General features: G+C 45.6%; 24 protein-coding genes. 14 read left to right on the top strand and 10 right to left on the bottom strand.

All coding sequences use genetic code 11. From position 1 onward, the window contains the following. Positions 1 to 116 precede the first annotated feature (116 nt). From mmuM to BTA31_RS15545, 3 genes are read left to right on the top strand one after another with little or no spacing between them, the layout of a single operon-like run. Positions 117 to 1064 carry a homocysteine S-methyltransferase gene (gene mmuM, locus BTA31_RS15555; RefSeq protein ID WP_076793079.1) on the top strand — a complete coding sequence of 316 codons (948 nt, stop codon included), beginning with the start codon at positions 117 to 119 and terminating at the stop codon, positions 1062 to 1064. Then, the gene (gene mmuP, locus BTA31_RS15550; RefSeq protein ID WP_076793078.1) at positions 1064 to 2518 is read left to right on the top strand and encodes an S-methylmethionine permease; all 1455 of its coding nucleotides are present in this window, start codon (positions 1064 to 1066) and stop codon (positions 2516 to 2518) included. Before mmuM ends, mmuP begins: the two co-directional genes overlap by 1 nt. Before the next feature lie 26 nt (positions 2519 to 2544). Next, positions 2545 to 2925 carry a DUF2512 family protein gene (locus BTA31_RS15545; protein ID WP_043926079.1) on the top strand — a complete coding sequence of 127 codons (381 nt, stop codon included), beginning with the start codon at positions 2545 to 2547 and terminating at the stop codon, positions 2923 to 2925. 41 nt (positions 2926 to 2966) lie between these two features. Here BTA31_RS15545 and BTA31_RS15540 read toward each other — a convergent pair whose 3' ends face one another. Next, positions 2967 to 3848 (bottom strand): Vgb family protein, encoded by an 882-nt coding sequence (locus tag BTA31_RS15540; RefSeq protein WP_076793077.1) that lies wholly within the window; start codon positions 3846 to 3848, stop codon positions 2967 to 2969. A 338-nt stretch (positions 3849 to 4186) separates the two neighbouring features. Between BTA31_RS15540 and BTA31_RS15535 the strand changes: the two genes are divergently transcribed. Both BTA31_RS15535 and BTA31_RS15530 read left to right on the top strand, forming a co-directional pair. Continuing rightward, entirely contained in the window at positions 4187 to 4951 is a 765-nt protein-coding gene (locus tag BTA31_RS15535) for a sulfotransferase family 2 domain-containing protein (protein ID WP_076793076.1), read from the top strand. Positions 4952 to 5105: 154 nt separating this feature from the next. Beyond that, the gene (locus BTA31_RS15530; protein WP_076793075.1) at positions 5106 to 5873 is read left to right on the top strand and encodes a SurA N-terminal domain-containing protein; all 768 of its coding nucleotides are present in this window, start codon (positions 5106 to 5108) and stop codon (positions 5871 to 5873) included. 39 nt (positions 5874 to 5912) lie between these two features. Here the strand turns inward: BTA31_RS15530 and BTA31_RS15525 are convergent, their stop codons facing one another. The 5 genes from BTA31_RS15525 to BTA31_RS15505 all read right to left on the bottom strand — a co-directional run bounded on the left by BTA31_RS15525 (position 5913) and on the right by BTA31_RS15505 (position 11741). Further along, positions 5913 to 6977, bottom strand: a complete 1065-nt coding sequence (locus BTA31_RS15525) for a sugar ABC transporter substrate-binding protein (RefSeq protein ID WP_076793074.1) — start codon at positions 6975 to 6977, stop codon at positions 5913 to 5915. A 26-nt stretch (positions 6978 to 7003) separates the two neighbouring features. Next, positions 7004 to 8710 (bottom strand): methyl-accepting chemotaxis protein, encoded by a 1707-nt coding sequence (locus tag BTA31_RS15520; RefSeq protein WP_076793073.1) that lies wholly within the window; start codon positions 8708 to 8710, stop codon positions 7004 to 7006. Positions 8711 to 8862: 152 nt separating this feature from the next. Then, a complete protein-coding gene (locus tag BTA31_RS15515; protein WP_043926074.1) occupies positions 8863 to 9918 on the bottom strand; it encodes an iron-containing alcohol dehydrogenase family protein in 1056 nt (351 codons plus the stop codon). A gap of 18 nt (positions 9919 to 9936) precedes the next feature. Further along, positions 9937 to 11052: a saccharopine dehydrogenase family protein gene (locus tag BTA31_RS15510; protein ID WP_076793072.1), complete on the bottom strand. Its 1116-nt coding sequence runs from the start codon at positions 11050 to 11052 to the stop codon at positions 9937 to 9939. Continuing rightward, positions 11049 to 11741 carry a class I SAM-dependent methyltransferase gene (locus BTA31_RS15505; protein WP_083698326.1) on the bottom strand — a complete coding sequence of 231 codons (693 nt, stop codon included), beginning with the start codon at positions 11739 to 11741 and terminating at the stop codon, positions 11049 to 11051. The genes BTA31_RS15510 and BTA31_RS15505 overlap by 4 nt, the downstream gene beginning before the upstream one ends. Positions 11742 to 11852: 111 nt before the next feature. Here BTA31_RS15505 and BTA31_RS23380 point away from each other — a divergent pair, with 111 nt between their 5' ends. Beyond that, positions 11853 to 12899 carry a LuxR C-terminal-related transcriptional regulator gene (locus BTA31_RS23380; protein ID WP_239693219.1) on the top strand — a complete coding sequence of 349 codons (1047 nt, stop codon included), beginning with the start codon at positions 11853 to 11855 and terminating at the stop codon, positions 12897 to 12899. Between the two features lie 131 nt (positions 12900 to 13030). On the opposite strand, the gene BTA31_RS15495 is transcribed toward BTA31_RS23380, so the two are convergent. Together BTA31_RS15495 and BTA31_RS15490 are read right to left on the bottom strand one after the other, a co-directional pair. After that, positions 13031 to 13498 carry a helix-turn-helix transcriptional regulator gene (locus tag BTA31_RS15495; RefSeq protein ID WP_076793071.1) on the bottom strand — a complete coding sequence of 156 codons (468 nt, stop codon included), beginning with the start codon at positions 13496 to 13498 and terminating at the stop codon, positions 13031 to 13033. Between the two features lie 62 nt (positions 13499 to 13560). Then, entirely contained in the window at positions 13561 to 13974 is a 414-nt protein-coding gene (locus BTA31_RS15490; protein ID WP_076793070.1) for a hypothetical protein, read from the bottom strand. Between the two features lie 115 nt (positions 13975 to 14089). Between BTA31_RS15490 and BTA31_RS15485 the strand changes: the two genes are divergently transcribed. The 6 genes from BTA31_RS15485 (at position 14090) to BTA31_RS15455 (ending at position 18087) form a co-directional block, all read left to right on the top strand. Then, the gene (locus BTA31_RS15485; RefSeq protein WP_076793069.1) at positions 14090 to 14926 is read left to right on the top strand and encodes an AraC family ligand binding domain-containing protein; all 837 of its coding nucleotides are present in this window, start codon (positions 14090 to 14092) and stop codon (positions 14924 to 14926) included. Next, positions 14923 to 15831 carry a DMT family transporter gene (locus BTA31_RS15480; protein ID WP_076793068.1) on the top strand — a complete coding sequence of 303 codons (909 nt, stop codon included), beginning with the start codon at positions 14923 to 14925 and terminating at the stop codon, positions 15829 to 15831. Before BTA31_RS15485 ends, BTA31_RS15480 begins: the two co-directional genes overlap by 4 nt. Continuing rightward, positions 15831 to 16247 carry a DUF2000 domain-containing protein gene (locus tag BTA31_RS15475; protein ID WP_076793067.1) on the top strand — a complete coding sequence of 139 codons (417 nt, stop codon included), beginning with the start codon at positions 15831 to 15833 and terminating at the stop codon, positions 16245 to 16247. Before BTA31_RS15480 ends, BTA31_RS15475 begins: the two co-directional genes overlap by 1 nt. Before the next feature lie 360 nt (positions 16248 to 16607). After that, positions 16608 to 17075, top strand: a complete 468-nt coding sequence (locus BTA31_RS15465; protein WP_076793066.1) for a hypothetical protein — start codon at positions 16608 to 16610, stop codon at positions 17073 to 17075. Positions 17076 to 17111: 36 nt separating this feature from the next. Continuing rightward, entirely contained in the window at positions 17112 to 17558 is a 447-nt protein-coding gene (locus BTA31_RS15460) for a hypothetical protein (RefSeq protein WP_076793065.1), read from the top strand. A gap of 67 nt (positions 17559 to 17625) precedes the next feature. Next, complete coding sequence (locus BTA31_RS15455) at positions 17626 to 18087, top strand: hypothetical protein (protein ID WP_076793064.1); 462 nt, start codon at positions 17626 to 17628, stop codon at positions 18085 to 18087. A gap of 31 nt (positions 18088 to 18118) precedes the next feature. Here the strand turns inward: BTA31_RS15455 and BTA31_RS15450 are convergent, their stop codons facing one another. After that, a complete protein-coding gene (locus tag BTA31_RS15450; RefSeq protein ID WP_043926066.1) occupies positions 18119 to 18379 on the bottom strand; it encodes a YiaA/YiaB family inner membrane protein in 261 nt (86 codons plus the stop codon). Between the two features lie 148 nt (positions 18380 to 18527). Beyond that, positions 18528 to 20162 carry a Na/Pi cotransporter family protein gene (locus tag BTA31_RS15445; protein ID WP_043926065.1) on the bottom strand — a complete coding sequence of 545 codons (1635 nt, stop codon included), beginning with the start codon at positions 20160 to 20162 and terminating at the stop codon, positions 18528 to 18530. Between the two features lie 240 nt (positions 20163 to 20402). Here BTA31_RS15445 and BTA31_RS15440 point away from each other — a divergent pair, with 240 nt between their 5' ends. Further along, a complete protein-coding gene (locus BTA31_RS15440; protein ID WP_076793063.1) occupies positions 20403 to 20909 on the top strand; it encodes a DUF1648 domain-containing protein in 507 nt (168 codons plus the stop codon). A 17-nt stretch (positions 20910 to 20926) separates the two neighbouring features. After that, positions 20927 to 21523, top strand: a complete 597-nt coding sequence (locus BTA31_RS23375) for a hypothetical protein (protein ID WP_239693218.1) — start codon at positions 20927 to 20929, stop codon at positions 21521 to 21523. Positions 21524 to 21535 lie beyond the last annotated feature (12 nt).

Raw genomic sequence — 21535 nt, 5'->3', positions numbered from 1 at the left:
ATGATTTTTGATAGATTGACAAAAGCTGCCCGATTCTTTTAAACTATTTTTCATATATTTTTAAAAACTCTAAAAAAAGGAGCCGGGGCCTCGAACGACAGAGCCTCAACAATTAGATGACAAATCCAATTCGATCTTCTTTACAACAATTTCCTATGGTAATACTTGACGGCGCGATGGCCACCGAGCTTGAACGGTACGGCTGTGATCTGAACGACAGCCTGTGGTCTGCGAAAGTGCTCATCGAAAACCCCGAGCTTATCAAACAAGTTCATCTGGATTATTTCCGTGCGGGCGCCGATTGCGCGATTACAGCCAGCTATCAGTCGACGGTTGAGGGTTTCACAAAACGCGGCCTCAGTGAACAAGAAGCGCTCCACCTCATCCGGGAGTCTGTCCGTCTTGCTGCAGAAGCACGCGATGAGTTTTGGGCGGCTCCGGAAAACCGCGAAAGCCGGCCTAAACCGTTTGTAGCCGCTTCAATAGGCCCTTACGGCGCTTTTTTAGCGGATGGTTCCGAATATCGGGGAGACTATGGCGTCACAGAAGATGAATTGGCCGATTTTCACAGGCAGCGAATGGGCGCTTTAATCAATGCAGGCGCCGATATTTTGGCCTGTGAGACAATACCGTGCCTTTCAGAAGCAAAAGCAATCATTCATTTATTAAAAGAATTCCCGGACACACATGCGTGGATCAGTTTCAGCGCTAAAGACGGACGCCATATCAGCGACGGTACGAAAGCCGGTGAATGCGCGAAATGGCTCGACCAGCATGACCAGGTTGCGGCAGTAGGCGTAAACTGTACGCGGCTGGAGCATGTCTCTTCGCTCATCAGTGACATTAAAAAGCATACAGCTAAACCGATTATCGTCTATCCAAATTCCGGTGAACAGTATGATCCGGAGACGAAAACATGGCATGGCGCGGCATGCCAAGCTTCTTTCGGAGAAAGTGCCCGCAACTGGTATAACCAGGGAGCACAGCTGATCGGCGGCTGCTGCAGAACAACGCCTGAAGACATAAAAGCCGTCGCCGACTGGGCGAGAAAGCTGGAGGTATGATGGAACAGTCAAACAACAATCGTCAGAACTTTCAAAGAAAAATGCAAACAAGACACCTTATCATGCTCTCCTTAGGAGGCGTTATCGGCACGGGCCTTTTCTTAAGTTCAGGTTATACGATCTCACAGGCGGGTCCTGCCGGAACGATTTTAGCCTACTTAGTCGGGGCTCTGATCGTCTACCTTGTCATGCTCTGCCTCGGCGAATTATCGGTCGCCATGCCTGTCACCGGATCGTTTCATATGTACGCCGCCAAATTCATCGGGCCGGGAACCGGGTTCACCGTCGCCTGGCTTTACTGGCTGACCTGGGCTGTCGCGCTCGGTTCGGAATTTACCGCTGCCGGGTTATTAATGCAGCGCTGGTTCCCCGATACTTCGGTCTGGCTGTGGAGCGCGGTTTTCGCTGCACTAATTTTCGTGTTCAATGCTGTCTCAGTGAGATTTTTCGCCGAATCCGAATTTTGGTTTTCGAGCATTAAAGTGCTTGCCATTATATTGTTTATTATTTTAGGAGGAGCGGCGATATTCGGCATCATCCCGATACAAAATGCAGACTCTGCACCGCTTCTTTCAAATTTTGCAGGAGAAGGCGGACTCTTTCCGAACGGCTTCCTTCCAATTTTTATGGCGATGCTCTCCGTGAATTTTGCGTTTTCGGGTACGGAGCTGATCGGGATTGCCGCCGGAGAAAGTGCCGAACCGGAAAAGAACATTCCAAAAGCGATCAAGACAACACTCTGGAGACTGGTGCTTTTCTTCATTGGAACAATTTTCGTGCTTTCATGCCTCATTCCGGTCAAAGAAGCCGGTGTGATCAAAAGTCCGTTCGTCGTCGTCTTTGACCGCATCGGTGTTCCATATGCGGCCGACATCATGAATTTTGTGATTCTGACGGCTCTGCTTTCCGCGGCCAACTCAGGCTTGTATGCATGCTCCCGAATGCTCTGGTCACTGTCAAAAGAAAAAACTTTGCACCCCGTTTTTCAAAAGTTGACTTCACGGGGAATCCCGTTAAACGCGTTGATTTTCAGTATGATCGGCGGCATTCTGTCGCTGCTCTCCGGCGTTTTTGCGCCTGATTTCGTCTATATCGTTCTTGTGTCGATTTCAGGCTTTGCCGTTGTTGCCGTCTGGATGAGCATTGCAGCCTCACAGTTTATGTTCCGCAGACGCTTTTTGGCTGAAGGAAACACCGCAGACGACTTAAAATACCGGACACCGTTTTATCCGGCTGTACCGATTGCCGCTTTTCTATTATGTCTGGCATCCTGCATCGGCATTGCCTTTGATCCGAACCAAAGGATCGCCCTTTTTTGCGGCGTGCCATTTATGGCGATATGCTATATCATCTACTATGCAAGAAACCGAAAAAATAGCAAGAATCCGTCTGAGCCGATTAAAAATGCAAGTTTGCATGTTTCGTTTTCTGAATACGAGGAAAAGAAAAACTAAAATCTCGTATAAAGGAGCGATTGGTTATGGAACATGTGAAAGCCCTTGCCATCAAAGGCATCATGACGATTGTGATTCTGTACCTTGTTCTCGGGCTCGGGTTTAGTTTCAGTTTTGAAAACACCCTTTTCATCACGATTGTTCTTGGTGCAGTATCCTATTTGCTGGGTGATTTGTTTATTCTGCCGAAGACCAATAACATCACGGCCACTTTAGCCGATTTAGGCGTCGCTTTTCTTCTCGTTTGGCTGATGGCTCTTGCGATGGGAACGGCTGCAAACACCGCTGCATTGGCCGCGTTTTTTGCAGCAGTCGCTATGGCGATCGGTGAATACATTTTCCATTTTTACTTGATGAATAAAGGCCTTGGCTCGCCCAACCGCAGAATGGAAACAAGAACGGAATAACATATAAAGAAAACGTCCAGGCTGCTGGACGTTTTTTAATTTCAGATAGAGATTTTTCCAATACGGCCGCACTCTTCTGCAAACCAGATCGAATGGGCTGGTCCGGCCGCTATCCCGTGCGGTTCAGAATCTGCTGTCGGGATTGGATATTCCGTAATATCCCCGTCGACTGTAATGCGGCCGATTTGACCCGCACCCCATTCCGTAAACCACAGGGCTCCGTCATCGCCGGCGGCAATCGCGTGCGGACGTGCATTGGCTGTCGGAAGCGGGTATTCGCTGATCTCTCCTGAGACCGTAATTCTCCCAATTTGATTTCCGTTTATTTCTGTAAACCACAAAGCTCCGTCCGGGCCGGCAGTGATCCCGACCGGGCCTGATTGTACTCGAGGGAGCGGATACTCGCTGATGTCTCCATCTGCCGTTATTCGCCCGATGGAGTCGCTTTGATTTTGTGTAAACCAGAGGGCACCGTCTGCTCCCCTTGTAATAAATGACGGGAAGGCTCCGGGTTTGGGCAGTTTATATTCTGTTATTTCGCCTGAAGATGACAGCCTGCCGATTTGATGTCCGGCCATATCCGTATACCACATGGCATTGTCACAGCCTTCAGCGATCCCAAACGGGGCAGTACCCGTGGGAAGAGCATACTCGGTTATTTTCCCTTGAGACGTAATTTTGCCGATTTTCCCCGCTTTATACTCTGTAAACCATAGCTCACCGCCAATCCCGGAAGTAATAATCGAGGGACCTGCGCTCTCCGTCGGAATCGTATATTCGGTGATATCCCCGGACTCTGTGAGCATACCGATCCGGTTCCCCTTTTGTTCAGTAAACCAAATGCGCCCGTTTGCACATACGGCGATCCCGTACGGACCCGATTCTGGGTCGGGAACCTGATATTCAGTCATGCGAATCTGCATGGGTGATCCTCCCTTTATTCCATTTTCTTGAGCATCTGATCTTTCAGAATACTCCCAAGCGTTTCTCAATTTCATGTTACCTCAGGCGAGCATGCAGTGAAACAGAAAATTCCATCAATATGATCTGTACAGGCCTGCTCTAGTATCATAAGATGGTTTTAAAGGATAACTTATTTTTCTATATATGGTTTAATGAGGATTCATCTGCCAGTCTTATCATTTTAAAATATTTTCATATTATCGCCCTATCAAATCATTACAGGCGACATACTTTGTGTATAAAGGCAACCGCTGTCTGAGGCGGGCCCAAAAACAAGAAAGAAGTGGATGTGTTCTGTATGTTTGAAGATGAGAGACTGAATCACTTGATCTACCTTTATACCCCTCTTTTTGCCAAAGATTTTCCGATCATTCTGTTCTGGATTCCGAAAAGCGGCTGCACGACGCTGAATCGCTGGTTCTTTTTCCAAAACGGGCTGCTTGAGGATGTTGGCCGAAGATGCGCCGGGGAAGTTCATCACTACAGAAATACGATCTATACGCAACAGCCGAATTATGTGAAGGATCTTCTGGCAGATTTAAGAGAGGGGAAAAAGGACACTTACAAGCTTGTACGCAACCCTTTCCGGAGAGCAGTCAGTTCCTTTCTGGCGGCGATTTGCTCCCCGAATTTCATCTGTCTGTTCAACAGTGATATGAACACAGGGCTGTCTTTCACGCAATTCTTGCATCATTTAAAAGATCTCGGGCCGGATATCAATGCCATTGACCGTCACCTTGGTCCGCAGTATATCGAGGGGGAAGAAGAGTTTGTCACCAATTATATTTACCTCGAGCAATTCAACGCGCAAATCAGAGAGATGGAAAACAAATACAAATTATTAAAATCTCCGGTATCACAACTGTCAAAATCACCGCACCATCTCTCCGATACTATGCTTAAAAAAGGAAAGTTCGCGGACACCGTTTTGACCATGTCATCCTTCGACTGGGTGTTACCGACTTTTGAGAGCTTTTACAATGACGAAACAAAGGAATTGGTGCAGGACATTTTTGCAAAGGACTTCGCAGTCTACGGCTTTGATCCGAAGCATATCAAGTAAACCGGAAATCGGCGATCACATTACGATCTCCTTTCAATTCGATTACATTTTGGAAAATTGATTCCAAATGGTTTCTTTTTCAGAGACGATCGTTTAGAATGCCCACTAAAGGTCATTTTAAGATTCACTTCTGTTTGAAGAAAGGAGATATATTATGAAAAAAGGCATATCATCTCTCATGATCGGATTATTGGCTGTCGTGTTGGGCGCCTGCTCTTCAAATCATGATGATCAGCAATCCCAGACAAACGATCAAGCGAAAACAGCCCAAAGCGGGCAGCAGGATCAAGAAAAGCAAATGAAAGCCATGCAGAAAAAGCTTGATCAGCAAAAAGTGGATGAAACAAAAACCGTGGCTGTCGTAAACGATGAAAAGATCACAGGCAAGGACTATAACAGCGTATTATCGACCGCCCAAATGCAGTACCAGCAGACAGGACAGGATCCGACTTCAAAAGATGCGGCACAGCAAATCAAAAAGCAGGCGATCGACAGCCTGATCGGACAGGCTTTAATTACCCAGGAAGCGGACAAAAAAGGCTACAAAGCATCTGAGAAAGAAATTGAAAAACAGCTGGACGAAAGCAAAAAGCAGTATAAAAACGATCAAGATTTTGAGGAAGCGGTCAAAAAAGCAGGTTTAAACATGAACACGCTGAAAAGCGACATTGCCGACAGCATCAAAACGGAAAAATATATTGACAAAGAACTGCCGACAGATCAGGTCACAGACAAAGAAATCAAAGACTACTATGATCAATTTGCCACGCAGCAAAAAGACAGCGGACAGAAAAACACACCTGCGTTTGACGATGTTAAGAAGCAAATCCAAGACATGCTCAAACAGCAAAAAAGACAGGAAAAACTCGGACAGCAGGTCGAAAAACTGAAGAAAAGCGCCGATGTGAAAGTGGAAATTTAAACAAAGCCAGCCATCCTCTAGCGGATGGCTGACTTCGTTTTATTTATCAATATCTTTTTTGGACAGATGGCCGTCTTTGATCACAGTCTCATTGATATTGCCTTTTGTAACAGCATACGGCTCAAGTAAAATTGCCGGTACTTTGGCTTTGCCGTTTTCTACGGTTGTATCGGTTTGAATCGCTTCGCCTTTTGCCGCTTGAACAGCCATTTCAGCGCCTTTTTTGGCGAGCGTGTGAATCGGTTTATAAACGGTCATCGTCTGCGTACCGTTCACAATTCGTTGGACGCCTTGAAGTTCCGCGTCCTGTCCGGACACCGGAATTTTTCCAGCCAGGCCCGCCTCTTGCAGCGCCTCGATCACCCCGCCCGCCGTACCGTCATTAGCGGCGATGACGGCGTCGATATCTTTCGTCTTGTTCAATGCTTTTTTCATGTTCTTTTTCGCTTCTTCAGGAAGCCAGTCTTTCGTATATTCGTCAAGCACGACCTTGACTTTCCCCTGCTGTTTCAACGGTTCGAGCACTTTCATTGCGCCGTTCCGGAATAAGACCGCATTGTTGTCAAGAGACGACCCGCCGATATATACGAAGTTCCCTTGCTTCGCTTTTTTTACGATCGCTTCCGCCTGCAATTCCCCGACCTTTTCGTTATCAAATGAAACGTAATAATCAACATCCGCGTTTCGGATCAGCCGGTCATACGAAATCACTTTTACACCGGCGCTGTGCGCCTTTTTCACGATTTCCGCCGCGGCATCCGCATCTGCCGGTACAACGACAAGCACGTCGACGCCTTCACTGATCAAGAGCTCGGCCTGCTGAATCTGAACTTCTTTATTTCCGTTAGCGGCAAGCGTCTTGACTTCCCCGCCGAGGTTTTTGACTTCTTTCTCGAACGCCTCTTTATCTTTGTACCAGCGCTCTTCCTTCAGCGTATCGATAGCAAAACCGACGTACAATTTGTCGGAGTCGGCAATCAGCTTTACCTTTTTCTCCCGATCGGCGCTTTTTTCGGCAGAATTGAATGAGCACCCGGCAACAGCTGCGAGGAGACTGAACAGCGCAAGTGCCAACAGCCCTCTTTTCACATATATCGACAACATTAAAACCCCCCCATTCTGTTTAGACATCAGAGTTTAAACCGCTTGATCATCACATTCATCCGTTCAACCATCTCTCCCAGAAGTCTTGCGCTTTCATCCATCTTTTCAATTGAACCGCTTTGCTCATGCACGGACGCTGAAATTTCTTCAGAACCGGCCGCGCTTTCTTCGGAAATCGCCGCGATATGCTCGACCGAGCCGTTAATCTCCTCACTGGAACGTCTGAAATGCGATAATGCCTCCGAAATGTCCGACACACGATCTGCCATATCCGTCACTTTATTTTTAATCTCTGAAAAATACCGGCCTGAAGTCTCAATCTGGGTTTTGCCTTTATGAACTTCAGAAAAACCGGTTTTTAAATCGCCGGCCATGGAAGATGTTTCGGTTTGAATCGCCGTGACGATTTCGGTGATGCTGCCGACAGAGCTTTTCACTTCTTCGGCCAGTCTTTTCACCTCGCCGGCTACAACGGCAAACCCTTTTCCGGCATCGCCGGCCCTTGCCGCTTCTATGGACGCGTTTAAGGCGAGCAAATTCGTTTGTTCGGCCATACCCGTTATCATTTCGACAAGCTTGTGGATTGACTGTGTCTGTTCCTCAAGCACACTGACTTTTTCTACGGATGCCTCCATTACATGATTGATGACATTCATTTGCTGCAATGACTGAGCCATCTGTTTGTCACCGTCGACAGACACGTGAAGCACTTCTTTTGAAAACCGGGCCAGCGTTTCGCCGCTTTCATGGGCATGCTGAATTTGCCCGGTGAGCTCCTGTGTCTGCTCAGAAATATTGGCAGCTTCATTTGCCTGATTCGTGGCTCCGTTTGCCAATTCTTCAACAGTGACAGCGACCTGTTCGCTTCCTTCTTTGACATCAGCCGAGACGCTTGTAAATGTGAGGCATTGCTTGTCGACTTCGGCTGCGATCCCGGATACTTCGACAATCATCTCACGCAGGCTTCCGCCCATATGATTCACAGCTTGCGAAAGCTGTCCGATTTCATCTTTTCCTTTGTAATCAAGAGGTTCAAAATTTAAATGGCCCTTTGCAATTTCTTCGCTTGCTGCCACAACTCGCTTCAAATTTTTCTTGATCTGCCGGCTGACAATGATCAGAAGTCCTGCTGACACAACCGCCGAAATCAAGATTGAGACGCCTAAAATATAAATGGTTTTCGTCATATTGGATTGGGCTTGTCCGATCGACTCAACATTGGATTTGATAGCGTTTTCTTTCAAGTTTTCACCTAACGTCATCGTCTCCTCTTTGAGCTTGTTCGCTTTTTTCTGAAGGGTTAAAAATTTCTCAGTGTTGATTTGCTGCACATTTGGGACAATTTCGCTGAAAAAGTACTCATCAAGTGAATGATTGTTTTCAATGATTTGATCGAACATGTCAAGCTGCTCATCCGAACGCAGCTCTTTTTTCAGCTTTTTGGCCGTATCGGCAAATTCTTGGCTGTACTTCATATAATCGGTCAATTTTTCATCCTGGGCGTTTATGATGTACTCCGGAATGTGCAAATATTTATTTTGATATAGGGACATCAGCTTTGCCGACTGAACGGCCGTTTCATTTTTCGATTTCGTATCCTGAACCGTCTGGCTCGTATCATTTAACAGACTATATGTAATCAAAACGGATGTTAAAAACGCTGTTAACATCACAAAGAAAATCATGCCGTATTTGCCGCCGATTGTGATATTGTTCCATCTCGGGCTTTTCACATTGCTCCCCCTTCTTTCAAACAAAGTAGTTTTTATTTATATCGGCGAGAGATGAAATTTTTTTACAAAAATATAGTGATAAAGACCCTGTTTAAAAAGCCACAAAAAACAAAATACGCCTTTGAATAGTTCAAAGGCGTATAAACCCAGGTTTATTCGAGCGACTCAATCGCCGCAATCACATCGGCTTCATGAAAAGATCCCATCAAACATAAAGATTCATCCGGACGCGCGGCATGAGCGGCGATGGTCCGTTTTGCCTCTTCAACGTTTTCTAAAATGCCTAAATCGCTAAGTCTTCTCGGAAAACCGAGCCCTTCATAAAAGGGAATCAGTTCGGCGATTTCATCTGTCCGCCCTTCTAAAGCAAGCTGCACAAGTATCCCATAGGCTACCTTTTGGCCGTGCAGCACACGATGGGTTTCGGGGATGAACGTTAAGCCGTTGTGGATTGCATGGGCCCCGGCCATTCTGCCGTAGCGGCCCGCATATCCGCCTACTGTGCCGGCCAGCGCAATGACCGCTTCGAGGACATTTGTAAAAGACGAGGAAGATTCGCCTTTTTCAAGGCTTTCTATGGCTTTCAGGCTTTCTGTCAACAAAATATCCCGAATATAGACAGACTGCCTCAGCCCTGTCTGAACCATGATGGAAAGCGAATCGGCCGTATTTCTGATGATCGCTTCGGCCTCATACCATTTCGCAAGCGTATCGCCGATTCCGCTTTTCACATAAGCGACCGGTGAAGAGAGAAGCAGCAGCGGATCGACCAGGGTCAAATAGCTGGAGCGCTTATGATATTGGACGCCCGAAAAGTTGCCTTCATCATCATAGATGACACTTAACGGCGTGCTTGCCGCGCATGTTCCCGGGATCGTCGGAATCGTCATGACTTCAATGTTCAACAAATCGGCGGCTGCCTTCGCCGTATCTAAGACGGTTCCCCCGCCTATCCCGATGATAATGTCTGCCGATTCTGCTTCCTCTGCTGCTTTTTTAATCTTACTTAGGGAACTGCAACCCGTATGCTGAACAACTTTCCAACCGGCTGGAGGTGTCGTATAACGTGTAAAAGCTTTAAACGATTTGTTCCCCGTAATGATGACGGGACGTTCGAATGCATTCGTAAATGACGGCAGTTCTTTCGCGATCCCCTCTCTGCAAACGTATTGGTTCGGCCCGCTTCTGACAATATCTTCAGGCTGCATATTTCCCCACTCCTTCTATTATTTTCTAATATTTATCATCTCACTTTCTAACAAGATGTCAAATGATATCACAAACCGCTCACCGGTTTCTTTCTGCTTTAAGCAAGACTCTCTTCCTTCCCATTCAAGCTCAAACAGCTGTTCCAAATGAAATATTCCGTGCGGAAAGCTTCCGGTATACAAAGCGGAAGCGGCTGCAGCGGCTGTCTGTGCGGTAATGAATGATTCATTTTCGCCGAACAGCGCGATGCCCGTCCCGGCGCTCCGGCCGTTTTTCAATCCTTCAGCATCCACCTTTACCGCGTATTGCGGCGACCCGATGTTGAACGTCCCGAGCATACGGACCGCCAGATCTCGAATTCCCTTATTGTTTAAGAGCTTGACTGCGCCGATTTTTTGCATGGCAGCAATCAGTGCTGTGGCAGGCCTTGAATCAAAGCAAAGCCGGGTAGATACAGAAGGGACGGCTAATGTGCCTGGCAATGTAACCTGGTCAGAAAAAGGAAACCGGTAGGCTGTCCGGCTCCCCAATCGTCCGCCGAAGTTTGTCCGCCGGCCGTCTGTAAAACTGCCGACTTCCATCAAGCGTCCATTTTCTTTCACATCATACACCGTATTCAGATGGTCAACTGTCCACTCGATCGCCGCTTTTCCGTGGCTGTCTCCTAAACCGAGCATGATCGCAATATCAATCCGGCTCGTTTCATCGAGTGCCTGAGCGGCTTTTTGTGCAAGTAAATTGGTAAGCCCCGGAGCCAGACCGACGCTTAATAATCCCGTGCCGCGACACGCTTCGTCATTCAGCTGTTCAAGCTGAGCCAAAAATGAACCGTTCGCCGTAATGTCGATATAATCCGTGCCGTTCGCCAGGCAAGCCTCTGCCAATTCAGTGTTTTCCTGATCGATGCACACGATCACGAGCTTTGTCGTTTTGAGCCAATCCCAGTCAGCCGGTACATCTCTGTTGAAACGCATCGGCTTCACTTGGCCGCCCGTTTTCTGACTAAAACGTTCGGCGCGATCCAGATTTCTTCCGGCAGCATACACACGGCCCGGATATTTTTCCCCGAGCCTCCGGCAGATTTGGGCGCCGACATGACCGTACCCGCCGATCACGACAATATGTTTCTTCATTGTTTGCCGCCTCCTTTCACAGCAAACCAGCCGTCGATTACATAAGCGCTGAAAAATCTCGTTACGTTTGTAAAGCCTGCTTTGCCGAGCAGATCCTCCACCTCTGAAGCCGGCACCGGATGAGAGCGGCTGCCGATTGAAGCGGAAAAGCTCTCCCATTCCTGTTCAGAAATCCCGCCTGCCAGCATATGCTCCTTCCAGGCACACATCTGCCACTTGAATGTCTCTGAGGTCATATCGCCTTGAATGGCCGCGACGAAAAACGGAGCGCCATCCGCCAATCTTGAGGCGGTCTGCTGCAAAAATTCAAGCTTATGACGGACAAAGTGAAGCACAAGCATGCATGTCGCAGCATCATATTGAAATCCGCTCTCAAGCTGCTGTACTTCTCCTTCAACCAGATCGGCTTGAAGCTGAATTCCGGCGAGCTCCAGCCTTTTTCTCGCCAAACGAAGCATGTTGGCAGACGGGTCGACTCCTGTAAATGACCAATTCGGGTGCCCTTTTGCAAGCGTCACGAGCTCCTGCCCGCCTCCGGCCCCGACGACCATCACATTGGCTGTTTCTTTATCAAGCCCGACCGTCAGCAAGCGATCCATCATCTCGTACATCATGTTATAGCATGGGATTTTTAAAGGGATCTTTTTTTCGTATTGATAGACATCAGGATGATTCCAGTCCATGTTCATGACAAGCCGTTCTCCTTTTAGTAAAATTAATTAAGAATTGTTCTCAATTATAAAGGAGTTTCATCAAAGCACCATCCCTTAAACCTGGGATTTTTAAAGAGGAGGATCGACATGAACCGGCCGTTAAAAGACATATTACACGAACTGCAGCGCACATCCCGTTCTTCACCCCAATATATCGAAGCCATGCTGTCTGCATTAAAACAGGCGATTCCGTTTGATGCATCATGCTGTACAGCGGTAGACCCCAAGACCCTACTGTCCATCGGAGCCGTCACAGACGATCAAATTGAAGCGATCCATCCGCAATTATTCGAACTTGAGTACATGGATGAGGATGTGAATCGATTCGAAGCCTTAATTCAGACACGGCAGACAGCGGCTATATTAAGCGAAACGGTCAAAGGAGACCTCCGGCAAAGCAAACGCTACCGCGATATTCTGGAGCCGGCAGGCTTTGGAGATGAATTGCGCGTCGTTCTGCTCAGCAAGGGGGAATGCTGGGGATACCTCACACTGTTGAGGAAAAGTGGACAGCCGTTTTTTACAGAAAAGGATCAGAGCTTGCTCGCTTCTCTCGCACCGCTTATCGGCCGGCACCTTCAGCATTTCAGACACCATCTGCCAAAAAAAGACGTGTTTCACATGAAACATGTCGGAGGCATTCTGATTTTGTCGGAAGACCTGCAGCCCTTGTCAAGCAACCGAGCGGCCCTCCATTGGCTGAACATCTTGCGCGGCTGGGAAAGAATCGGCAGCGAAGCCGTGCCGAGACCCGTCCGGGCCGTCTGCACGCGCGCAGCGTCTGAAACTGCTGCTTCAGCAAAAACGGTCATCTCGATTCCAGGCCATTCCTGTCTATCCATTAGAGCGAGCCGTTTAGACGGCTTTGGCCCGTCAGGCCAGATCGCCGTTTCATTCGAGCCTGCTTCACCCGCAGAAACCATTCCGCTGGTAGCGGAAGCCTACAGCCTGTCCGACCGGGAAAAAGACATCGCTTACCGGGTCATCCGCGGACTATCAACAAAAGCCATCGGAGACGAATTGCATATTTCGGCTTACACCGTTCAAGACCACTTGAAATCGGTTTTTTTAAAGACCGCGTCGGGAAATCGGCGGGAGTTGATGTGGAAACTGCTTGATGATGTACTGGAGTGAGAAGAGGCAGAAAAACTGTTCTTACGTTCGATTCCGCAGACGAGACACGCAGTGTTTTTCCCTGTGTCTTGTCTTGCAGGAATCCAGACCAGCCAATTCAGATGATTTTGATGACGCCGTTATCTTTTTCATCATTCCACCCCGTCCTGTTCACTTAACAGCTCGTCCAAACGCGCAACAGCATCCTGTTTTTCAAACGTGCTGAACCAAAGGTCGTCATACGAATCCAAAATGCGGTAATGGTGAGAAATCAAGTTTTGCTGAAGGCGAAACTCTCCTTTTTTCTCAATGTCCCGCCACCACACCTTTCCGCCAAGCGTCTTCCCTTTTGGTCTGTCGATGCTTCGGTGAGCGACAGTCTCTACCACCTCGAGGGGCTCATCCCCGAGCACGGCCTGCAGCACTTCACTGTTCCGAAAAAGCGCGCATACCGCGACAACATTCGCCCAGCCCGCAACCGACCTGCCCTTTTCAATTTGGACGAGCGTTTTCTTCGACATCCCGAGCACGTTCGCCATTTTCTCCTGTGTATAGCCGCTTTCCGCACGGATTAATTTTAATTTAGATGAGATGAGTTCGGTTATGTATTCTTTATCCATGGAGGACCTCCGATGTTGTTTTTTAGTGTAATATTACACCGAAAGTTACAATGGTTCAATTTTTACGACCCTTTCGTTGCTGTCAGTTTAATCCTCTCCTTATGATGTTCACCATTCTGATTCCATTCCACGACAGCTTCAAATTGCTCATTTTTTTCTGGGGCATCACCCAACCAGACAATATTGACTGTATCAGAATGGGCAGCGCTTTCCTCTTGTTCATCCTGTTCGTAATGAACCATCTCTTTTCTATTCACAAAAAATACGACTCTCTTTAACTCCGCATCTTCACTCGTTTTCTTCGAAACATAGCCATTCCAGTATTGATCTTTCCTTTCTTTAGAATACGAGACCTCCCATTCCCCATTTGAAGTCACTCCGCTCAGCCTGTTATGTTCAAAAAACAGACAGTAAATCGTGATGCCGATGCCCAGCACCATCGTGAAGGAAATGAATGCAATCCATTTCTTTTTCACTTTGAGTACCTCTTTTTTTCTTCCATTGTATCCTTTTTTTCATTAAGCAACATCATACAAGAATTCTCCCATAAACATGATAAACTTAAACATCATCACACCAAGGAGGCCCGCCATGCGAAATGAAACCCGCACGCTTTTCCTCGACCCTGATCTAAATGTTGAAGCCTACCGCTTTAAAGGCATTATGCAGAAGTTTCCAAATCACTTTCACGAGTATTTTGTGATTGGCTTTATTGAGAAGGGGCAGCGATATTTGCTTTGCAAGGGAGAAGAATACATTATTAATCAAGGCGATCTCGTACTTTTCAATCCTTATGACACGCACAGTTGTGAGCAGATTGACGGAAAGGCGCTCGATTATCGCTGCATTAACGTGATGCCTGACGTTATGAGAAGATTTGTGAAGGAGATCACCGGGACCGACAGCCTCCCATATTTCACGGAAAATGTCTTGTTCCGTCATGAGCTGAACGCCAGCTTGAAGGAGCTACACATTCAAATATTGCAAAAAGAAAAAGCCTTGAAAAAAGAGGAGCTTTTTCTCAACCTTCTCGAAGAGTTGATTCGGACGTATTCTGATATCACATTTCTCGAAAATGCGCCTGAACCGTCCGACGAAGTCAAAGCGGTGTGCGGTTTTTTGGAATCCCATTACCAGGAAAACATTACGCTTGAACATTTAAGCAAGCTGACAGGCTGGAGCAAGTATCACCTCCTGCGGTCGTTTACGAAGCAGAAAGGGATTTCCCCCTATAGTTACTTGGAAACCGTTCGTATCAACCATGCGAAAAAGCTGTTGGAAAAAGGCGTAAAACCAATCGATGCTGCTTTCCAAACAGGCTTCAGTGATCAGAGCCATATGACAAAATTTTTCAAGCGGCAGGTCGGGCTGACGCCAAAACAATATATGAAAATCTTTGAATATGACAGGCAGGAGATCGAAGGATGAAGACAAGACGCGAAACCGCCGGACACCTCGCAGCTGTTATCACGATCATCATCTGGGGTACCACTTTTGTCTCGACAAAGGTGCTGCTCGAGGATTTCCCGCCCGTAGATATATTATTTTACCGGTTTCTCATCGGGTTGATTGTGCTGATCATGGTGCATCCGCATATGCTGACATTCCGGAGCTGGAGACAGGAAGCCCTGTTTGCGGGAGCAGGTTTATGCGGGGTGACGCTTTATTTTCTGTTGGAAAACATCGCGCTTACCCTTACCTACGCCTCAAACGCCGGCATGATCGTCGCGGTTATTCCGATGATCACCGCGGTATTGGCGCATTTTCTCCTTTCGGGCGAAAAGCTGGAGCCTCGCTTCTTCATTGGATTCGCCGCCGCTTTCACAGGTCTGGCGCTCATTTTCTTTAACGGACAAATGATGCTCAAGTTGAATCCGCTCGGCGACATTCTTGCTGCTGCCTCCGCATTCGTCTGGGCGGCATATGCCATTTTAATGAAAAAAATCAGCACATTCGGGTACCATACAATCCAATACACACAGCGGATTTTTCTGTACGGCTTGCTTTTCATGGTTCCGGCTCTGTTCCTGTTCGATTTTCGCTTCGACGCAAGCCCTTTTGCCTCCCCCGTCAATTGGTTGAACATCCTGTTCTTAGGCGCGGGTGCATCTGCGCTTTGCTTTGTGACATGGAACTGGTCGGTCGGTGTGCTTGGGGCGGTAAAAACGAGCGCTTATATCTATATGGTGCCCGTCATCACCATTGCGGCATCCGTCGTCATTCTGCAAGAAAAACTGACATGGGTTGCTTTTTGCGGAGGAGCGCTCACATTGGCCGGGCTTTATATTTCTGAAACAAAACCAAAACCCCAGCTGAAGGAGGAACAAATTTGATGGAAGAGACAAAATGCGCACTGATCATCGATGAAAGCCTGCCGCTCGGGCTAATCGCCAATACCGCTGCCATTCTGGGAGCCGCACTCGGCAAAAACAAACCCGATCTGATCGGAGAAAATGTAACAGACGGCTCGGGCATCGACCATTTAGGTATCGTCAAACTCCCAATCCCCATTTTAAAAGGCAACGCCGAGCTGCTTTATGAATTAAGTCAAAAGCTGTTGACCGACGAATTCAGCGATATTCTGACGGTTGATTTCACCGATGTTGCGCAAAGCATTCATACATATGAAGCATATATTGAGGCATTTCAAAGCACCGCAGCTTCCGATTACCGCTATTTTGGAATTGGCGTTTGCGGTGATAAGAAGAAAATTACGCGGCTGACAGGAAGCTTGGGGCTGTTGAGATAAACAAGATACGGAAATTGACTTCACTTCATTTAGTGAAGGAGTCAATTTCCGTATTTTTATGTCATACGTTTGCCACCTAATAGTGAAAGCATAATGAAAGAAAAGAGGTACAATTGGGGTTACAGTTGGAGGAATTATCATAACAGCTACTGTGGGTGTAGCAGCTGTTGTAATAGCGGGAACTGTAGCATCTGAAATCGCTATCGGCACGGCAGTGTCTGCTATGTTATTTGCGATATTTGGTGAACTAATATCTCATTCATTTCCTTATTTAATGAAAACTGCATAAATACATAATATAATGTATTTATGCAGTTTTTCCAAATCTTTAATATATAAAGTATCATGGAGGTATTAACATTGAACACAGACAAACAAGTATTCATTGAAACGCAAAATACAGCCAAAACCCTTAAAACTTACCGTGATAAGAGCGACGAAGAGTTATTAGACTTTCTCGCTAAACAAGATTCATTAACCTTAAATCAACTGAAAATCTATTACTCAGATCCTTCATTTGCGCTTCATTATTTCATCAGTGCAGCATTTTTCAGTATAATATTGGCTTCCTTCATAACTGCAATTCTTTCTGGTCAAGCAGATTCGATATTCCCTTTCGTTTCCGGCATCTCCATTATAATATTAGCTATCATATTTACGGGGTGTTTATTCTGGGTGCTTAAACAGCTTGTCATCCTGAAAAAAAAGCCGATTCAATTCATTACATACTTTTCCAAGAAAGCCGAGTTTGCACGTATCGTAAAAATGATTGATTATGTTTTACAACAAAAATACAAAAAGGCATTAAAAAATATACCGAACCAATAAAATCTCATGTTTTTTATGAATAGGAGTGACCATCCAATGAGAAACGAAAAACAATTATTTCAAAAAGCTGAACATACAGCCAAACTCCTTGAGTCTCACAAAAGTGACGAAGAGCTGCTTACATACCTTGCAAATCAAAGTTCTGTTACATTAAATCAGCTAAAAATCTATTTTTCAAACCCCAGTTTTACATTAACATATTTTATTAAAGGCATTTTTTTTAGCAGTATGACTGCTGTCATTATGGCGGCCTTTTTATCTGGTCAAGTCTCCTCCCTCAACCATGGTCTTTCAAGGCTATTTTCATACTTCTTCATGTTCTATCTGATCTTCTCTTTTCTTTGGATCGCCAAGATGCTGATTTCCTCGCGAAAAGGACCAATGCAAACAATCCTGCACTTCCAAAAAAGAGCGGAATATTCCAGAATCACGGGTATGATTGATTTTATTTTAGATGAACGTTTTAAAAAAGAATTCAATTAGAAAGCAGAGGAACACTCACCTCTGCTTTGATTCTCTATCAATTAAACAAAAAAGAAGGGCAAAAGACATGCAAACAGACAAACAATTATTCGAAGAAACAAAACAAACCGCTGAAACTCTATTGATATCAAAAGCTGAAAACGATAAAGAGCTGATGGCATATCTCGAAAAACAAGATTTATCCACGCTAAACAGGTTGAAAGTTTATTTTTCGGGTCCAACACTAAAAATCAGCCACGTGATAAAAGCTTCGCTTTACAGCTCCTTCACCGCCAGCATTATAACTGCTATATTTTCTGGTCAAATCGTTTCCATATATGACATCGAGCATACTATTTTTCCTTTGGTATTAACAATATTACTTTTAGCCAGCTCCATCTGGGTGTTCGGCACGATCACTAAATCGCAAAGAAACAAAGATCAAAACTTTTTACACTTTAGAAAAAAATCGAACCATACAAAAATTATTGGAATGATTGATGTCTTACTAGAAAGTAAATACAAAAATATTTTAAACACCAAAAAATAAAGAAGGCATCCTCTGATGCCTTCCTCCACAATCACTCACCACTAGACAAATTCTGTCTTCTCTCCTGCTCCGCAATGATTTCATTGTCCTCGGCGTTATCTCTCGTCACTTTCTGGGTTAAAATCGCGCCGACCGCCACTAAAATCATCACGGCTATGTAATAGCCTTTTTCATTGAGCTGCAAATTGTCCGCATTGTATAGGCCGATACCGAACAAAAAGACCCCCGCGAAAAATGTGAAATATGACATAACCGTAAAGGCCGTAGTGTTTCTTCTTCTGTATTTCTGCATCTTAATACCTCCTAAAGAATAAAACTATTATACTTGATTTAGGTCTCCAGAAGAAGAATGTTCTTCCTTTTCGCGCACAATTTAGTAAAAATGTCACACTGTGATAACAAAGGCCTACAAAACAAAAAACCGGAATGACTCCCGGTTTTTAATGCTTTTCTTCTCCTAAAACAGCTTCTGCAATATTGACGGCATGGTCGCCGATCCTTTCCAGGTTGCTGGTGATATCGACGAAGATCACGCCGGCTTGTCCGCTGCATAATCCGTCGTTTAAGCGAAGAATGTGCTTTTTGCGAAGCTTGCGTTCCATTTTATCAATTTGATTTTCTTTTTCGACTACACGTCTTGCGGCATCTTCGTTATTTTCCCCAAGAGCAGTGATGGACTCCTTAACAGTGGAAATGGTCAGGTCAAGCATTTCCGTTAAATCAGCCATTGCCGCTTCGGAAATTTTCACCCTGTTGGATTGCTGGTACTCACCAAGCTCAACCAAGTTTTCAAAGTGATCGCCGATTCTTTCAATGTCTCTGACTGTGTCCATTAACATATGATGTTCTTCAGATTCTTGTTCTGAAAGCGTAGTGGCTGACAGCTCGATCAAGTAATCGGTTATCTTCCTGTCCAAATTGTTAATCGCATCTTCTATTTGAAAAGCGCTTTGCGCATGTTTTGCCTGTTTTGTATTAAAAAACTCTTTTGTTTCCTCAAGTCCCTTTACCGCAAATTCACCCATGCGCAATACTTCTTCTTTCGCCTGTCCCAGCGCAATTGAAGGAGACTGCTGAATGAACAGCGGGTCCAGATGTGTTGCTTTATAGTCCACAACCGAATCTTTGCCCGGAATAAGCTTCGTAACGATCAAAGCCAATATGCCGACAAACGGAAGCTGAATCAGCGTATTCGACGTATTAAAAATCCCGTGGGCAAACGCAATCACCATCTTAGGGTCCAGTCCTATAGAGGATTGAAGCATTAAAATCAAAGCTGTGAACGGCTTCAGCAAAATCAGGAAGATTGCCGTTCCAATCAGGTTAAACAATACGTGAACGGCCGCAGCCCGTCTCGCTGCGACGGAGGCGCCAAGAGATGCCAGTACGGCGGTAATTGTCGTACCGATATTGTCTCCGAATAATACAGGCAGAGCGCCGTTTAGATCTATTAATGAATCGGCAAACAGCCCTTGCAGGATCCCGATGGTTGCACTTGAACTTTGGACGAGAACGGTGAAAAGCGTACCGACAAGCACACCGAGAACAGGGTTCGTACTCATGCTGACTGTTAAATCATGAAAAGCTTCAACCGTCCGAAGCGGCTTCATTCCGCTGCTCATTAATTCCAAACCATAGAAAAGCGCACCAAATCCAAACAGAACCTGTCCGAGGTTCTGAAATTTTTTGCTCTTTAAGAAAAACAGCAAAAACGAACCAATGGCGAGGATCGGAAGCGCATATGCACCAACGTCAAAACCGATAATAAATGCCGTGACCGTTGTTCCGATGTTCGCACCCATAATGACGCCGATCGCCTGGCGGAGGGTCATAAAGCCGGCGCTGACGAGACCGACAGTGATAACGGTCGTGCCGGAACTGCTTTGAATTAAAACCGTAACAATTATACCTGCCAAAACACCCATCAGAGGGTTGCTTGTAAAACGATCTAAAATGTCTCTCAGCTTATCTCCGGCTGATTTTTGGAGTCCTTCTCCCATAAACTTAATACCAAGAAGAAAAATCCCGAGACCTCCAATGAATTCAAAAAGCAATTTCTGCACATCTATTTCCAAAGTCGTTGCCCCCCTAATTCGACATAAATCTACAAACCAAACACTATGATTATGATGGAGATTAAAGCCTATGTAAACGATTCAAATCGAAAATTTACAATAACTTAACATTGCCGGCTGACGATTTACATTCCCTTAACATTGCCTTGACTCATTGCAAATATACCCACTTCCAGCAGGCAAAAACCCCGAACTTTCTCATGGGTCAAACCGTACTTAAAACTAAAGGAGGGATCACATATGCCAAACAGAGCCGACGGTTTTCACATCAAAATTGAAAAGACAAAAGGAGAACGGGTTTGGAACACATTTGGCTATTTCTTTTATCTGGGATCGATCATCTTTTTGGCCGTTGTCTGGGGATCGCTCCCCGAAAAAGTGCCCGCACATTACAACGCACTCGGTGAAGTGGATCGCTGGGGGTCAAAATGGGAGCTTTTCATTTTGCCGGGAATCGGATTACTTATCCTTCTGTTCATACAGTTCCTAGAAAAGCACCCTGAGATTCACAATCATCCAAAGCGCCTCAATGAAACAAACGCCGAACACTTCTATCTGCTCAGTCGAAAGTTGATCAACCGCTTAAAAAATGCATGCTTAATCATTTTTTCTCTCATATTAATTGAATCCGTGTTAATCGCTTTAGACTGGGGAAGCGGATTTGGCGGGTGGTTTCTTCCGGTTGCCTTACTCGGCACTGTCATGCTTGTGGCCGTAAGTTTAATACAGCAAAGGAAAATCAAATAACGGTCAGGTGCATATTTGTGAGTTTTAATAGAAAAGAGGATACTATCGAATGCTCTTTACCAGTTAATACACACTGCAAATTCGTGCGCTGCCATCAGCTTTCAGTTTTTCTTCTCAAGCAGCCGCACCCGCCTGTCTTTTTATGCCCGCTAAAAGCGCCTTTAAATATTTTTTACTCTTATGGAGATTGTTTTTTAAATAATCAACAATGGCCGTTCCCTGACCGGTATCGCCCCGACGGATTTTTATTTGATAATGAAACGGAGGTATATGATGTTCGAAGCAATTATTCTATTTATTTTAGGGATCTCGGTTCTCGTGGCAGGCTTTTAAAAAGGGAGCTGTCGACTGAATCTGTTTCTATATCTTCCGCTGATGAAGCTAAATCCGAATTAAAAAAAATGTTAGATGATCATGGCTGGTTTTACCTGACCGGTGTCGCCCTTTTCATGCAATTTATATTTCGCGGTTTTCACTTTACATTTGAACACTTTTTTTATGCCTTCATCATTAGCTCCGGAATCCAGTCGATATTTTACTTATTTAATAAAGGTAACTTGGGCTATAAAGTATGCGCGGTGATTGTGGTAAGTTTTTTAGTTATCTATCTTTAAAAAAAGAGTGAT

Origin of the sequence: Bacillus haynesii (assembly GCF_001969855.1) — a bacterium.
Classification (GTDB): Bacteria; Bacillota; Bacilli; order Bacillales; family Bacillaceae; genus Bacillus; species Bacillus haynesii.
The sequence above is the reverse complement of the archived record's forward strand: the minus strand, read 5'-3'. Positions and strand labels throughout refer to the sequence as shown.

Coding starts and splice junctions, on each gene's coding strand:
- mmuM (WP_076793079.1), top strand. CDS start 117: ATGACAAATCCAATTCGATCTTCTTTACAACAATTTCCTATGGTAATA.
- mmuP (WP_076793078.1), top strand. CDS start 1,064: ATGGAACAGTCAAACAACAATCGTCAGAACTTTCAAAGAAAAATGCAA.
- BTA31_RS15545 (WP_043926079.1), top strand. CDS start 2,545: ATGGAACATGTGAAAGCCCTTGCCATCAAAGGCATCATGACGATTGTG.
- BTA31_RS15540 (WP_076793077.1), bottom strand. CDS start 3,848: ATGCAGATTCGCATGACTGAATATCAGGTTCCCGACCCAGAATCGGGT.
- BTA31_RS15535 (WP_076793076.1), top strand. CDS start 4,187: ATGTTTGAAGATGAGAGACTGAATCACTTGATCTACCTTTATACCCCT.
- BTA31_RS15530 (WP_076793075.1), top strand. CDS start 5,106: ATGAAAAAAGGCATATCATCTCTCATGATCGGATTATTGGCTGTCGTG.
- BTA31_RS15525 (WP_076793074.1), bottom strand. CDS start 6,977: ATGTTGTCGATATATGTGAAAAGAGGGCTGTTGGCACTTGCGCTGTTC.
- BTA31_RS15515 (WP_043926074.1), bottom strand. CDS start 9,918: ATGCAGCCTGAAGATATTGTCAGAAGCGGGCCGAACCAATACGTTTGC.
- BTA31_RS15510 (WP_076793072.1), bottom strand. CDS start 11,052: ATGAAGAAACATATTGTCGTGATCGGCGGGTACGGTCATGTCGGCGCC.
- BTA31_RS15505 (WP_083698326.1), bottom strand. CDS start 11,741: ATGAACATGGACTGGAATCATCCTGATGTCTATCAATACGAAAAAAAG.
- BTA31_RS23380 (WP_239693219.1), top strand. CDS start 11,853: ATGAACCGGCCGTTAAAAGACATATTACACGAACTGCAGCGCACATCC.
- BTA31_RS15495 (WP_076793071.1), bottom strand. CDS start 13,498: ATGGATAAAGAATACATAACCGAACTCATCTCATCTAAATTAAAATTA.
- BTA31_RS15485 (WP_076793069.1), top strand. CDS start 14,090: ATGCGAAATGAAACCCGCACGCTTTTCCTCGACCCTGATCTAAATGTT.
- BTA31_RS15480 (WP_076793068.1), top strand. CDS start 14,923: ATGAAGACAAGACGCGAAACCGCCGGACACCTCGCAGCTGTTATCACG.
- BTA31_RS15475 (WP_076793067.1), top strand. CDS start 15,831: ATGGAAGAGACAAAATGCGCACTGATCATCGATGAAAGCCTGCCGCTC.
- BTA31_RS15460 (WP_076793065.1), top strand. CDS start 17,112: ATGAGAAACGAAAAACAATTATTTCAAAAAGCTGAACATACAGCCAAA.
- BTA31_RS15455 (WP_076793064.1), top strand. CDS start 17,626: ATGCAAACAGACAAACAATTATTCGAAGAAACAAAACAAACCGCTGAA.
- BTA31_RS15450 (WP_043926066.1), bottom strand. CDS start 18,379: ATGCAGAAATACAGAAGAAGAAACACTACGGCCTTTACGGTTATGTCA.
- BTA31_RS15440 (WP_076793063.1), top strand. CDS start 20,403: ATGCCAAACAGAGCCGACGGTTTTCACATCAAAATTGAAAAGACAAAA.